The 14,024-nt window shown below is 66.2% G+C and carries 9 protein-coding genes and 1 pseudogene; 9 read left to right on the forward strand and 1 reads right to left on the reverse strand.

The window, feature by feature from the left end:
* Positions 1-26: 26 nt before the first annotated feature.
* From QX010_RS27790 to QX010_RS27825, 8 genes are all read left to right on the forward strand, one after another.
* Positions 27-1,832, forward strand: coding sequence for a flagellar hook-basal body complex protein (locus QX010_RS27790; RefSeq protein ID WP_316182988.1), 1,806 nt, complete (start codon positions 27-29; stop codon positions 1,830-1,832).
* A gap of 44 nt (positions 1,833-1,876) precedes the next feature.
* Positions 1,877-3,739, forward strand: a complete 1,863-nt coding sequence (gene flgK / locus QX010_RS27795; RefSeq protein WP_316182989.1) for a flagellar hook-associated protein FlgK — start codon at positions 1,877-1,879, stop codon at positions 3,737-3,739.
* Between the two features lie 15 nt (positions 3,740-3,754).
* Positions 3,755-5,626, forward strand: a complete 1,872-nt coding sequence (locus QX010_RS27800; protein ID WP_316182990.1) for a flagellar protein — start codon at positions 3,755-3,757, stop codon at positions 5,624-5,626.
* 93 nt (positions 5,627-5,719) lie between these two features.
* Positions 5,720-6,526: a hypothetical protein gene (locus QX010_RS27805; protein ID WP_315804314.1), complete on the forward strand. Its 807-nt coding sequence runs from the start codon at positions 5,720-5,722 to the stop codon at positions 6,524-6,526.
* 11 nt (positions 6,527-6,537) lie between these two features.
* On the forward strand, positions 6,538-8,166 hold the full coding sequence (locus QX010_RS27810) for a hypothetical protein (RefSeq protein WP_316182991.1): 1,629 nt from the start codon (positions 6,538-6,540) through the stop codon (positions 8,164-8,166).
* A 52-nt stretch (positions 8,167-8,218) separates the two neighbouring features.
* Positions 8,219-9,409, forward strand: coding sequence for a hypothetical protein (locus tag QX010_RS27815; RefSeq protein WP_315804351.1), 1,191 nt, complete (start codon positions 8,219-8,221; stop codon positions 9,407-9,409).
* Between the two features lie 68 nt (positions 9,410-9,477).
* Positions 9,478-10,914 (forward strand): aspartate aminotransferase family protein, encoded by a 1,437-nt coding sequence (locus tag QX010_RS27820; RefSeq protein ID WP_316182996.1) that lies wholly within the window; start codon positions 9,478-9,480, stop codon positions 10,912-10,914.
* A 346-nt stretch (positions 10,915-11,260) separates the two neighbouring features.
* Entirely contained in the window at positions 11,261-12,808 is a 1,548-nt protein-coding gene (locus QX010_RS27825) for a flagellin (protein WP_316182992.1), read from the forward strand.
* A gap of 178 nt (positions 12,809-12,986) precedes the next feature.
* Here the strand turns inward: QX010_RS27825 and flbT are convergent, their stop codons facing one another.
* A complete protein-coding gene (gene flbT / locus QX010_RS27830; protein ID WP_315715996.1) occupies positions 12,987-13,412 on the reverse strand; it encodes a flagellar biosynthesis repressor FlbT in 426 nt (141 codons plus the stop codon).
* Positions 13,413-13,794: 382 nt separating this feature from the next.
* On the opposite strand from flbT, the pseudogene QX010_RS27835 reads away from it, so the two are divergent.
* Positions 13,795-14,024 (forward strand): annotated as a pseudogene (locus QX010_RS27835) (flagellar protein); the annotation flags it as partial.

The following is a 14,024-nucleotide window of genomic DNA, read 5'->3' on the forward strand; positions in this document are numbered from 1 at the left end:
ACCGGCATCACAGTGGAGAGATTGGTATGGGTATCTTCGACGCGATGAATACTTCGGTGAGCGGTCTGTCCGCTCAATCATTCGCGCTGCAGAACATTTCCGGTAACATCGCGAACGCGTCGACCGTCGGCTACAAGGGCATCGGCACCAGCTTCGAAGACCTCATCCCCAACGCGACCAACCCGACGCGCCAGAATGCCGGCGGCGTCACCGCCTTCGCCAAGGCCACCATCACCACCCAGGGCACCGTCTCGACGTCCTCGGTCGCCACCAACATGGCGATCAACGGCGACGGCTTCTTCAACGTGCAGAAGGCCTCCTCGGTCGTCGACAACGTGCCGGTCTTCACTGGCGTCACCAACTACACCCGGCGCGGCGACTTCCAGCTCAACGCCAACGGCAACCTGATCAACGGCGCCGGCTATTACCTGATGGGCGTCGCGGTCGATCCGAAGACCGGCAACGCCACCGGCAACGTGCCGACCGTGCTGCAATTCGCCAACAATTTCGTGCCGGCGCAGGCGACCACCGCAATCCAGTACGCCGCCAACCTGCCGACGCAGCCGAAGACCGCCGCGAGCGGCAATGCCGCGACCGGCACCCTGGTCGCGGCCGGCGGCCTCAACTCGGCCGACCTCTCCAACGTGCCGCTGCCGGTGGGCACCAACTTCTACGCCGACTCCACCGTCACCGGCGGTACGGCGGTCAACAAGAACGCGGCGAACATCACCACGTCGACGCTGCTGTCGGGTGGTGCGGCCACCGATTCGATCACGAGCAACTTTGCCACCGGCGACACGATCACCATGACCGGCAGCGCGGGCGACGTCATCACCTTCACTTTCGTCGCCTCCGGCGCCTCGGGCACCCAGATCAATGTCGGCGACTCCGTCGGCACGCTGATGGCGAAGATCGCGGCCGTCACCGGCGTGACGCCGACCATCACTGCCGGCAAGATCACGCTGCATTCCGGCAGCGGCGAGGACTGGACCATGAGCAGCGCGTCCCCGGGTTTCACCGCGCTCGGCCTCACGTCACCGGTGGCACTGACGCGCACGGCGAGTCCCGGCACCGGCATCGTGATCGGCAATGATCTCACCAACTTCAACAACGAGACGATCTCTGGCGGCGCGGTCACGGCCTACAACTCGTCGGGCACGCCGGTGAACGTGCAGTTGCGCTGGGGCAAGGTCGACAGCGCGACGCTCGGCACCGGCCACAAGGACACCTGGAACCTGTTCTACCAGACCGACTCGAACGCGACCGGCTCGACCGTGGCGTGGCAGAACGTCGGCACCAACTTCCAGTTCGCCTCCGACGGCTCGCTGGTGTCGCCGACGACCTCCAACATCTCCATCCCCAACGTCGTGGTCGACGGCACCACGCTCGGTACCGTCAGCCTCAACATCTCCTCGGGCGCGCTGACGCAATATGCGAGCACGATCGGCTCGGCGACCATCAACCAGATCAATCAGAACGGCTTCGCCGCCGGTCAGTTGCAGTCGGTCGCCGTCAACAACAGCGGCGTCGTCACCGGCACCTTCTCCAACGGCCAGACCATCAACCTGGCGCAGGTGACGCTGTCGCATTTCAACGGCACCAATTACCTGAAGGCGCTCGACGGCGGCGCCTATGAGGCGACCGATCAGTCCGGCCAGGCCATCATCGGCGCGACCGGCAAGATCTCGGGCGGCTCGCTGGAAGGCTCGAACACCGACATCGCCGACGAGTTCACCAAGCTGATCGTGACCCAGCAGGCCTATTCGGCCAACACCAAGGTGATCACGACGGCCAATTCGATGGTGCAGGATCTTCTGAACGTGCTGCGCTGATCGCGCTGAGACGTGGCAGTTGAATTGACATAAGGCTACCGCACATGGGTTTGAGTTCTGCCCTCGCCACCGCGATGTCCGGCCTGCGTTCGACGCAGGCCGCGCTCTCGATCATCTCGTCGAACGTCGCCAACGCGAACACCCCCGGCTACGTCGCGCAGAACCCGAACCAGATCGAGGTCGCCAGCGGCGGCTTCGGCTCGACGGTGACGACGACCGGCGTCAACCGTCAGCTCGATCTGTTCGTCCAGAACCAGCTCCGCACCGAGACCTCGGGCGGGACCTACGCCAATCAGATGGCCAACATCCTGAGCCAGCTGCAGACCGTGTACGGTACGCCCGGCGGCAGCGGCACGCTCGAGACGGCGCTGAACAATTTCACCACGGCGCTGCAGTCGCTGTCGAACAATCCGAGCAACCAGTCGGCGCAATCGGTGGCGCTGTCGGCGGCGCAGGGCGTGGCGCTGCAGCTCAACGCGACCACCAAGGGCATCCAGACCCTGCGCAGCAATGTCGAGCAGGACATCGGCAATTCGGTCACGCAGGCCAACGCGGCGATCAAGCAGATTGCGACGCTCAACACGCAGCTGCAGGGCCTCGACAGCTCCGACCCGCTGGCGGCGACCCTGCAGGACCAGCGCGACAACGCGATCAACACGCTCGCCAAATATGTCGATATCCGCGTCGTGTCCGACCCGACCAACGGCACGAGCATATTCACCAATTCGGGCATCCAGCTGGTCGGCGCGGGCCTCAGCTCGGAGTTCACCTTCTCCTCGCCGGGGACGCTCGACGCCACCTCGCTCTACAACAGCGATCCGACCAAGACCGGCGTCGGCCAGCTCAACATCAAGCTGTCGAACGGCGTGTCGCTCGACGTCGTGTCGAACAATCTCCTGAACTCGGGCCAGATCGCAGCCGACCTCAAGCTGCGCGACCAGACCCTGGTGCAGGCCCAGACCCAGGTCGACCAGCTCGCGGCGACGATGGCCTCGGCGCTGTCCGACAAGACCACGGCGGGCACCGCGGTGACCGGTCCGCCGGCCGGCTTTGACGTCTCGACATCAGGGCTGCTGGCGGGCAACACCATCAACCTGACCTACACGGACTCGAGCAACGTCCAGCGTCAGATCAAGGTCGTCAACGTCAACGATCCCGCTGCGCTGCCGCTGCAGAATGCCACCGGCGCCAACCCGTCCTATGTCGGCGTCGACTTCTCGCTCGGCATGGCCTCGGTGGTGTCGCAGCTCAACAGCGCGCTCGGGTCGGCGCATCTGCAGTTCTCCAATCCCTCCGGCAGCACGCTGCGGATCACCGACGACGGCACCAGCCAGGCGACCGTCAAGGCGGCCTCGGCCACCACCACGACGCAGACGCTTGCCAGCGGCAATGCGCAGCTCCCGGTGTTCACCGACGGCGGCGCGCTCTACACCGGCGCGATCACCTCGACCGGCTCGCAGATGACGGGGCTCGCCGGGCGGCTCAACGTCAACCCGGCGCTGCTCAACGATCCGACCAAGCTGTCGACCTATTCGACCTCGCCGCAGACGGCGGCCGGCGACTCGACGCGGCCGGACTTCCTGTTCGCGCAGCTCACCTCGGCGACCTTCAGCTACTCGCCGACCACCGGCCTCGGCTCGGCGGCGCAGCCGTTCCAGGGCACGGTGTCCGGCTATCTGCAGCAATTCGTCAGCCAGCAGGGCAGTGCGTCGACGTTGGCGACCCAGCTCAGCCAGGGCCAGGCCGTCGTGGTCAGCACGCTGAAGGAGAAGTTCCAGGGCACGGCGGGGGTCAACATGGACAGCGAGATGTCCAACCTGATCCAGGTCCAGAACACCTATGCGGCAAACGCCCATATCATGTCGGTCGTGCAAAGCATGATGCAGAGCCTGCTCCAGGCGTTTTAGTGAGGCGCGTGTAAGATGACGATCAGCAGTGTCAATTACGGAAGCTCTCTGCTCGGCCTGTCCGTGCGGAACATCACGAGCCAGCTCGCGGACCTTTCCACGCAGCTCTCGAGCGGCGTCAAGGCGAACAACTACGCCGGCATGGGGCCCGACGAGGGGTTCGCGATCGCGGCGCGGGCGCAGCTGTCGAACATCTCGGCGTTCACGCTGACGATGACCCACGTCAATACCGTGATCGGCGCGGTCAATACCTCGCTGCAGTCGCTGTCCAAGATTCATGACCAGGTCCAGAGTGGCGCCTCGGCGACACCGCAGAACCTGACCAGCACTGGCCAGACCACGGGACAGCTGACGGCGCTGTCCAACCTGTCGGCGATCACCGGCATTCTCAACACGCAGGTCGGCGACCGCTACATTTTCTCCGGCAGCGCCACCGACCGGCCGGCGATCGCATCGGCCGACGACATCCTGAACGGCACCACAACGCAGGCCGGGCTCAAGCAGGTCATCGCCGAGCGGCAGCAGGCGGATCTCGGGCTCAACGGTCTCGGGCGTCTCAACCTGTCGGCGTCGGCCACCATGCCGATCACGCTGGCGGAGGACGTCGCCGGCTCGCCGTTCGGCTTCAAGCTGAGCGGGGTGACGTCGTCGCTGACCAACGCCACGGTGACCGGACCGTCCGGCTCGCCCGCGGGCATCTCGGTCGATCTCACCGCCGGCAATCCGAACGCGGGCGACCAGATCAGCTTCACCTTCAAGCTGCCCGACGGCACCTCGGAATCGATCAAGCTGACGGCGTCCACCACGACGCCGGCGCCGACCAATACGTTCGCCATCGGCGCCACGCCCGCGGCCACCTCCGCCAATCTCAACGCGGCGCTCAACACGGCGCTGTCGACGCTGGCCAACACCTCGCTCACCGCCGCCTCGGCGATCGTCGCCGGTGACAACTTCTTCAACACGGCGAGCTCCGTGTCGGGCACCGTGGTCAACAACAAGCTCGCAACGCCGGCGCCGATCACCGGAGCGACGCTGCTGTCGGGCGGTGCGGGCTCCGACTCGATCGCGACCAGCTTTGCGACCGGCGACACCATCACCGTCAACGGGCAGACGCTGACCTTCGTCGCCTCCGGCGCCAACGGCAACAACCAGATCAATATCGGCGACAGCGTGCAGACGCTGCTGTCGAAGATCGATGCGCTCAGCGGCACGTCGACGCCGTCGACGGTCAGCGGCGGCGTGATCACTTTGCGCACCGACGACGCCGCCAGCTTCTCCGTCACAAGCTCGAACGCCGGCGCCTTGACGGCGCTCGGCTTTTCCGGAACCGTCACGGCGCCGACGCCGCCGTTGCGCGTCTCCGGCTCGCCGCTGGGATCGGCGACCAGCCTCGTCAACGGTTCGGCCAACACCGTCGCCTGGTACACCGGCAACAGCGGTCCCGGCTCGGCGCGGTCGAGCGCGACCATCCGGATCGACACGGCGCAGAGCATTCAGTTCGGCGCCCAGGGCAACGAGTTTGCGATCCGCAACCTCGTGCAGCAGACCGCGGTCTATGCCGCCGTCAACACGCCGCCGGCGGGTGCGAATGCCCCGCAGCAGATCGGCGCGCTCAGCCAGCGCATCGCCGCCAACCTGACGCCGCAGCTCGGCCAGCAGGCGATCTCGGACATCCAGACCGAGTTTGCCAACGCCCAGACCACGATGAAGGACGCCACGGCGCGCCAGACCCAGGCCAAGGCGGCAATGCAGGCCATGGTCGACCAGACCGAGGGCATCTCGCAGCAGGAGGTGGCGAGCCAGATCCTGCAGCTCCAGACCAACCTCCAGGCGTCCTACCAGACGACGGCGATGCTCGCCCAGCTGACGCTGGTGAAATATCTGTAGCGCCCCGGGGACGGCGGTTAGGTTTTCGTTAACCACGTCTCTTTAGCTTTTGTTCAGATCTGGGGCGAGAGCCTCTTTGTCTGGAGGCGGAACGTGAGTGACGGAACCGACGAGCGCATTCATCTGGTGGTCGCGACACCATGCTTCGGCGGCCAGGTGTCGAGCATCTATGCGAGCTCGATCTTCGCCCTGCAGCGCGAGTTGCGCGCCACCTCCAACGTCGGCCTCACCGTCCACATGCGCGACGGTGATGCGCTGATCACCCGGGCGAGGGCCAATCTCGTCACCCTGTTCCTCAATGATCCCACAGCAACCCATCTGCTGTTCGTCGATGCCGACATCGGCTTTACGCCCAGGCAGGTCTTCCGGCTGATCGAGTCCGGCGGCGACATGGTCGCCGGTGTCTATCCGGTCAAGAAGGTCAACTGGAGCAAGGCGCGCCGCGCCATCAACGACAACCGGATGGACGTGCCGGCGGCGTCGCTCGACTACGTGCTGGAGATTGACAATCCGGACCACGTCGCGGTGGTCAACGGCTTTACCCGCGTGCGCTATGCCGGCACCGGCTTCCTGATGATCCGCCGCCGCGTCATCGAGGCGATGATCGCGCATCCGGCCTACGCGCCGCTGCAGTTCTTCCGCGAGCATTCGCAGGATGCGCTGGCCGGCAGCCCGAACCGCTTCGCGCTGTTCGAATGCATGATCGATCCGGCGACCGGCACCTATCTCAGCGAGGATTTCGCGTTCTGCAGACGATGGACCGATCTCGGCGGCGAGATCTGGGCCGATCTCGACAGCCGGCTCGATCACGTCGGTCCGTCCGTCTTCCATGGCAATGTCGCCTCGCAATTCGCCTCGGCGGTGGCGGTTCCGACCGCTGCTGCGGCTGACGCAGCCTGACGATCCGTACCATGACCCCGGCGGCAACCCGGTCGCAGATCTCCCAGCCATCCCGCATCGACCGGCGCGAGCAGGGCGTCGCGGCCGGACTGCGTGATCTGTTTGCCCTGCTCGGCGATCTCCTGATCGATGGCGGCGACGCCCGCCTGGCGCTCGATCGCCCCTGGGGCCGCAACGTCTATGGCTGCGGGCCGTCGCCCGAACCCGATGTGCTGTGCTTCGCATCGAGCACGGCGTCGCCGATTTCGGAACGCGCCTATGCGCGCGTCGAGCTGGCGCGCGAGCAACTGATGCATGCGGCGATCTCGCTCGGCCTCGACGCCGCGCTCGACCGGCGCACCGAGGAGATGCGCTGCGAACTGCGCGGACATCTCGGCCTTGCCGACGACATCGACATCGTGTTCTCGCCGTCCGGCACCGACTCGCAACTGCATGCGCTGGCGCTGGTGCGGGCGATGCTCGGCGAGAGCGTCACGAGCATCGTCGTCGGCAGCGACCAGACCGGAAGCGGCACTGCCGCGAGCGCCCGGGGACACCATTTCAGCACGCGGACGGCGAACGGCCTGGCGGTGCGGACGAACACGCCGATCGAGGGGCTCTCGGGCGACGCCGTGTCGCTGCCGCTGCTCGACGGCGCATCGATGCAGCCGCGCGGCGATATCGATGTCGAGGTGCTCGACAGCGTCGAGGCGCTGGCGCGGAAGGGCCGTAGCGTCCTGCTGCAGGTCATGGAGTCCTCCAAGCTCGGCCGGCGCGCGCCGGACATGGCCTGCCTGGATGAGGTGGCGCGGCGCTGGCCGGGGCGCGTGCAGGTCGTCGTCGATGCCTGCCAGATGCGGCTCGGCACGGCGCGGCTGCGCGCCCATCTCGATTGCGGCCATCTGGTGCTCGTCACGGGCGCGAAGTTCTTCGGCGGACCCGCCTTCAGCGGCGCCCTGCTGGTGCCCGCGGCCGCAGCGGCTGCGCTGCGCTGCGGACATCCGATCGCGCCCGGCCTGTTCGACTATGTCAATCGCAGCGATTGGCCGCTCGCCTGGACGGATCTGCGCGCGCGCACGGTGCCGCGCGCCAATATCGGCCAATGGCTGCGCTGGGAAGCCGCGCTGGCGGAGATCGCCGCATATCACGCCGTGCCCGAGCCGTTCCGCCGGATGGCGATCCGGCAGCTCGGCGAGTCCATCGAAAGCCTGCTGATGCTGTCGCCGGCGCTGCGTCCGATCGCCGCCCGCGCGCCTGCGCAGGATGCGAGCGATGGCGAGTTCGGCTTTCCCACCATCTTCCCGTTCGCGCTCCAGCGTGACGGCGGCCCGCTCGGCCTCGGTGAGACGCAGGCGGTATATCGCGCGCTGCAGCGCGATCTCGGCAGCCGCTTCACCGGTCGAGCGGCCGAGGTTGCCGCGCGCCAGTGCCTGATCGGCCAGCCGGTGCGGATCGAACGCGCGGGCGAGGCGCCGACGGCCGCGCTGCGGCTGTGCATCGGGGCGCGCCAGGTGACGGACGCATGGTGTGACGACGTCACCGCCGCCCGGGTCAATCTCGAATCCGACATCGACCGCGTCGCCGACATCGTTGCCAAAACAGAGCTGCTCGTATCGGATCTGAGCAGCCAGGATCTCAGGGACATCTGCAATGCCGACTGATTTGCTCGCGCTGGCCGACGCCACCGGCGCAGGATGTGCCGACCGGGTCGGCATGGCCAAGCTCGCCAAGGCCGCCTTCGACGGCCAGGACCTGAAACCGTTGTGGGCCGCCTTGCTCGCCAAGCTGCTCGACGGCCGCGCGGAGCCGGGCGAGGGGCTCGACCTGGCGCTGATCGCGCAGCTCATCGGCGAGAAATCGTCCGGGCTTGCAATCCAGCACGACGTGCTGCAGTCGCAGCAGCTCTATCGCGTGCGCTGCAAGAGCGAGACGCCGCGCCTGCGCGTGCTCGCGCTCGCTGCCGCCACCGACATGGGCAGCAACACGCCGATCGAGTTTCTGCTCGAGGATACCGACTTCGAGCTGCTGCTGCTCTACGTCGTTCCAGGCGCGAACCTGCTGGCACCGCTGCCGGCCCATGACGTCGCCATCGTCATCGCCTCCGATTCCGAGGATTGCCAGCACGCGCTGCGCGAGATCGATGCTGTCGCGGCGCGCTGGCCGCGTCCGCTGCTCAATCCGCCGGAGCGGATCTGGCATCTCGACCGCGACAAGCTGCATGCGCTGCTGGCCTGCATCGACGGACTCACCATTCCGGCGACCATCCCCGTCGACCGCGAGCGCCTGATCGAGATCGCCGACGAGCGCGAATGGATCACCGACGTCGACCACTCGCTCGCCTTCCCGGTCATCGTGCGGCCGCGCGGCTCGCATGCCGGCGTCGGCCTCGAGAAGATCGACGAGCCGCTCGAGCTGTCGCTCTATCTCGACGAGCGCGACGAGCAGGAGTTCTTCGTCTCGCGCTTCGTCGACTATGCCAGCGAGGACGGCCAGTTCCGCAAGTACCGCATCGTGTTCGTCGACGGCACGGCCTATGCCTGCCACATGGCGATCGCGCGGCGCTGGGACATCTGGTACCTCAACGCCAACATGGCCGGCAGCGAGAGCAAGCGCCTCGAAGAGGCGACCTTCATGCAGACCTTCGACATCGGCTTCGGCCGCCGTCATCGCAGTGTGCTCGATGCGATCGCCGCGCGCGTCGGCCTCGACTATTTCATCATCGATTGCGCCGAGACCAGGGACGGCGCGCTGCTGGTGTTCGAGGCCGACAATACGGCCGTCGTCCACAACATGGATTCGCCGGAGATCTTCCCCTACAAGCCGCCGCAGATGCAGAAGATCTTCGCGGCCTTCGCGGCCATGATCGAGAAGCGCGCCGCGTCGCGGGCGGAGCAGGCGGCGTGACCGCCGGGCTGCGCATCGATCCCGCGTCGCGGACGGCGGAGACGCTCGATCCGCAACATTGGGACCAGATGCGCGCGCTCGGTCATCGCATGCTCGACGACATGATCGACTATGTCGCCGATATCCGCGACCGGCCGGTGTGGCAGCCGATGTCGCCGGCGACACGGCAGAGCTTCCGCAGCGCGCTGCCGCATGCGCCGACCGATCTCGCCGAGGTCTATCGCGATTTCAGCGAGCTCGTCGTTCCCTACGCGACCGGCAACGTGCATCCCGGATTCATGGGCTGGGTGCACGGCGGCGGCACCGTGGTCGGCATGCTTGCCGAGATGCTGGCTGCCGGACTGAACGCCAATCTCGGCGGCCGCGACCATGCGCCGATCGAGATCGAGCGGCAGGTCGTCGACTGGACGCGCCAGTTGTTCGGCTTTCCGGTATGCGCCAGCGGCATCTTCGTCACCGGCACCTCGATGGCGAACCTGATGGCGGTGCTGGTGGCGCGCCGCGCCGCGCTCGGCGCGTCGGTTCGCTCGGCGGGTCTCGGTGAGGAGGGGCGGCGCTTGCGCGCCTACACGTCGAAGGCGGCGCATGGCTGCATCGCCAAGGCGATGGACATCTGCGGACTGGGCAGCGACGCGCTCGGCTGCATCGCGGTGGATGCCGCACATCGCGTCGACGTCGGCGAGCTGCGGACCGCGATCGCGCGCGATCGCGCCGCGGGCCTGCATCCGTTTCTCGTCGTCGCCTCCGCTGGCACCGTCGATATCGGCGCCATCGACGACCTCGCGGCTGTTGCCGAACTCTGCCGTGCCGAGGGGCTCTGGTTTCACGTCGACGGCGCCTTCGGTGCGCTCGCGATGCTGTCAGCGGAGCTCGCACCGAAGCTCGCCGGCATCGAGCTGGCGGATTCGATTGCGCTGGATTTTCACAAATGGGGGCAGGTGCCCTACGATGCGGGCTTCCTGCTGGTGCGCGATGGCACCAAGCATCGTGACGCCTTCGCCTCGCCGGCCGCCTATCTGCGCCGGGAAACCCGCGGTCTCGCGGCGGGCGCCGAATGGCCCTGCGATCTCGGTCCTGATCTGTCGCGCGGCTTCCGGGCGCTGAAGACCTGGTTCACGCTGAGAACGTTCGGCACGGACGCGCTCGGTGCCGTGATCGCGCGAAGCTGCGAGCTCGCGCGCCATCTGGAGTCGCGGGTGCGCGCCGAGCCCGAGCTCGAGCTGCTGGCGCCGGTCAATCTCAACATCGTCTGCTTCCGCTATCGCGCAGACGATGCCGATGCGCTCAACGGCGAGATCGTCGCCGACATCCACGAATCCGGCCTCGCCGCACCGTCGACCACGATGCTCGACGGACGGCTGGCGATCCGTGCCGCGATCGTCAATCATCGCACCGGGACGAGCGACATCGACCGGCTGATTGCGGCGGTCCTCATGTTCGGCCGCCGGCGCGCGGCCGGTCTCACGCCGTTGATCGAGATCGAAGCTCCGCCGCTGGCGCTCTGATCGCAAACCGCATCTAGGCGTCGTCCGCTGGTCGATGACGACCGCCGACGGAATGTAGCCGCGCGTGTCGAAACCTTTCCAAAGGTGGTTGACGCGTTGTGAATGACGGGTGCGGTTGTTGAATCAATGAGCCTTTTCAAGGGGCGTTCCTGCGTGATGACGCGGCAATGAGCCGCGCCGATGCGCCTGTTCTGCTGATTGAGGCGGCTGCGCCCCACAACTCTTCAGCGTTTGTTAGCCACTGCCGTTCACCGTGACGCCCGTCGTCCGGGTCGCTCAAGTCGACCTGGGCTTCACCCTGATCTCGAAGGGATCGGGGCTTATTTCACACCAGAAGGGTATGAAAATGTCAGGTATCGTCCTCTCGGCGTCGGTACGCCAGAATCTGCTATCGCTCCAGTCGACAGCTCAGCTCCTCGCCACCACCCAGAACAATCTCTCCACGGGCAAGAAGGTCAACTCGGCGCTCGACAATCCGACCAACTTCTTCACCGCCCAGGGTCTCGACAACCGCGCTTCCGACATCTCCAATCTGCTCGACGGCATCGGCAACGGCGTGCAGGTGCTGCAGGCCGCCAACACCGGCATCACCTCGCTGCAGAAGCTCGTCGACAGTGCCAAGTCGATCGCTAACCAGGTGCTGCAGAGCGCGGTGGGCTATTCCACCAAGTCGAACGTGACCTCGACGGCCCTGACCGGTGCGACCGCCACCGACCTGCTCGGCTCCAGCTCGACCGCTGTGACCGGTTCGGTCGTCCAGAACGACAATACGACTCCGGCGGCGATCACCGGCTCGACCAAGCTGTCGGGTACGTCGGGCACCTCGTCGAACGACCTCGCCACCGGCATCACGTCGGGTGAGACGCTGGTCGTCAACGGCACCACCTTCACCTTCATCACCGGCACGTCCTCGACCGGCACCAACATCGGCATCGGCGACAGCGTCAGCAACCTGCTGTCGGCGATCCAGACCCAGACCGGCGTGACGGCGTCGATCACCGCGGGTGCGATCACCCTGACGCCGCCGGCGGCGGGATTGACGCTCTCGGGCAGCAGCGGCACCTTGGCCAAGCTCGGGCTGACTGCCGTCGGCGACGGCTTGTCGGGTCAGACCTTGACGGTCGGCGCCACAGGAGGTGGCACGGCGACCAGCATCACGTTCGGCCTGGGGACAGGGCAGGTCAAGTCGCTGAACGATCTCAACGCCAAGCTCGCAGCCAACAACCTGCAGGCCTCGATCGATTCGTCGACCGGCAAGATCACCCTCACCACGACCAACGACGCGGCGTCGGCGACGATCGGCGCGATCGGTGGCACGTCGGCTGCTTCCAGCCAGGCCTTCAACGGTCTGACGGCGGCGGCTCCGGTGGCGGATGTGACCGCGCAGACGCAGCGCGCGAGCCTGGTCTCGCAGTACAACAACGTGCTGGCGCAGATCAACACCACCGCGAGCGATGCTTCGTTCAACGGTGTCAACCTGCTCAACGGCGACACGCTGAAGCTGACCTTCAACGAGAACGGCAAGTCGACGCTGTCGATCACCGGCGTGACCTTCAACTCCGCGGGCCTCGGCCTCTCGACGTTGACCTCGGGCACCGACTTCCTCGACAACAACTCGGCGAACAAGGTGATCGGCGTGCTCACCACGGCGAGCTCCACGCTGCGCAACGAGGCCTCGACGCTGGGTTCGAACCTGTCGGTCGTGCAGGTTCGTCAGGACTTCAACAAGAACCTGATCAACGTGCTGCAGACCGGCTCGTCGAACCTGACCTTGGCCGACACCAACGAGGAAGCGGCCAACAGCCAGGCGCTGTCGACCCGCCAGTCGATCGCGGTGTCCGCGCTGTCGCTCGCCAACCAGTCGCAGGCGAGCGTGCTGCAGCTGCTGCGCTGATCCGAAAGGCATCGCATCTCGACGACCAGGGCGGCGGGGGAAACCCCGCCGCTTTTTTATCGGACGACATGGAGAGGTCCGACGTTGCTGGCGGCGGAGCCTGGCGACCGCGCAAAAATTCGGAAGGCCCGGCCTCGCGACTGGCGAGCCGGGCCTTCCGATGGGAGGAGGCGAAAGCTCAGGCCGCCGAGCTCACCGGCTTGTCCTGCTGTTCGGCTTCAGCCTGCTCGATCAGCTTCTTCTCGTAAGCGACGAGCTTCTTGGCTTCCTTCAGGGCCTGATAGAGATCGCCGTTCAGGATATGGCCGTTGATCGCCTCGATGATCGGCCAGGCGCTCGGCACCGTCGTGATGATGTCGCGCAGCAGGTTGAAATAGGTGCCGTGATCCGCATCTGCCCCCGGCGAGATGTACATCAGCTGGACCGCAAGATAGACGAGCTTGGCCGGCGTGTCGGCCGTCTCCGGCGTCAGGATGTCCTTCTCGCGCAGGATCGGAATGTTCTCGCCATCGATCAGGAGGCGCGCGCGCTGGTCGGTATTGGTGATCACGCAGGAGCCGATGATGATGCGCTCATGCGGCTTCAGTTCGACTTTCAGGGCCATTCTCATTCTCCGTTGCCGCAATCGGCGTGGCGCCGAACCTGCTGCGTCGAGGCCGATGACCGGTCCAGCTGCCAGTCTCAATCGCGCGGGGAGTCTGCGCGCTCGATCGGTCGGCGCGCAGCAATCCTTTCCGATCATGGTTAACGGACGGTAAACGGCCGCCCGCGCCCGGCGAATATGCGGTGTTTTCAAGGTGATCCGCGGCGAATCACCTCCGCATCTCCGCGCCGATGCCGCGCATCTGCAAGCACGAGCGGCGGAGGCTTCACTGTTTGTTAGCCGCTCCCATTTACCTTAACGCACGTCGCCCGGTGGTGCAGTCACCGACGGGCTTCGCCTTGATCCTGAATGGATCGGGCAGTTTGTTTCACACCAGAAGGGTATGAAAATGTCAGGTATTGTTCTCTCGGCGTCGGTGCGTCAGAATCTGCTCTCGCTGCAGTCGACGGCTCAGCTCCTCGCCACCACCCAGAACAACCTCTCCACGGGCAAGAAGGTCAACTCGGCCCTCGACAATCCGACCAACTTCTTCACCGCCCAGGGTCTCGACAACCGCGCTTCCGACATCTCCAATCTGCTCGACGGCATCGGCAACGGCGTGCAGGTGCTGCA

The sequence above is a fragment of the Bradyrhizobium sp. SZCCHNRI1009 genome (genome assembly GCF_032487575.1).
Classification (GTDB): domain Bacteria; phylum Pseudomonadota; class Alphaproteobacteria; order Rhizobiales; family Xanthobacteraceae; genus Bradyrhizobium.

What these genes read in the sequence shown, in the direction of transcription:
- QX010_RS27810 (WP_316182991.1), top strand. Translation starts at nt 6,538, where the DNA reads ATGACCCCGGCGGCAACCCGGTCGCAGATCTCCCAGCCATCCCGCATC.
- flbT (WP_315715996.1), bottom strand. Translation starts at nt 13,412, where the DNA reads ATGGCCCTGAAAGTCGAACTGAAGCCGCATGAGCGCATCATCATCGGC.
- QX010_RS27800 (WP_316182990.1), top strand. Translation starts at nt 3,755, where the DNA reads ATGACGATCAGCAGTGTCAATTACGGAAGCTCTCTGCTCGGCCTGTCC.
- QX010_RS27825 (WP_316182992.1), top strand. Translation starts at nt 11,261, where the DNA reads ATGTCAGGTATCGTCCTCTCGGCGTCGGTACGCCAGAATCTGCTATCG.
- QX010_RS27815 (WP_315804351.1), top strand. Translation starts at nt 8,219, where the DNA reads ATGGCCAAGCTCGCCAAGGCCGCCTTCGACGGCCAGGACCTGAAACCG.
- QX010_RS27790 (WP_316182988.1), top strand. Translation starts at nt 27, where the DNA reads ATGGGTATCTTCGACGCGATGAATACTTCGGTGAGCGGTCTGTCCGCT.
- flgK (WP_316182989.1), top strand. Translation starts at nt 1,877, where the DNA reads ATGGGTTTGAGTTCTGCCCTCGCCACCGCGATGTCCGGCCTGCGTTCG.
- QX010_RS27820 (WP_316182996.1), top strand. Translation starts at nt 9,478, where the DNA reads ATGCGCGCGCTCGGTCATCGCATGCTCGACGACATGATCGACTATGTC.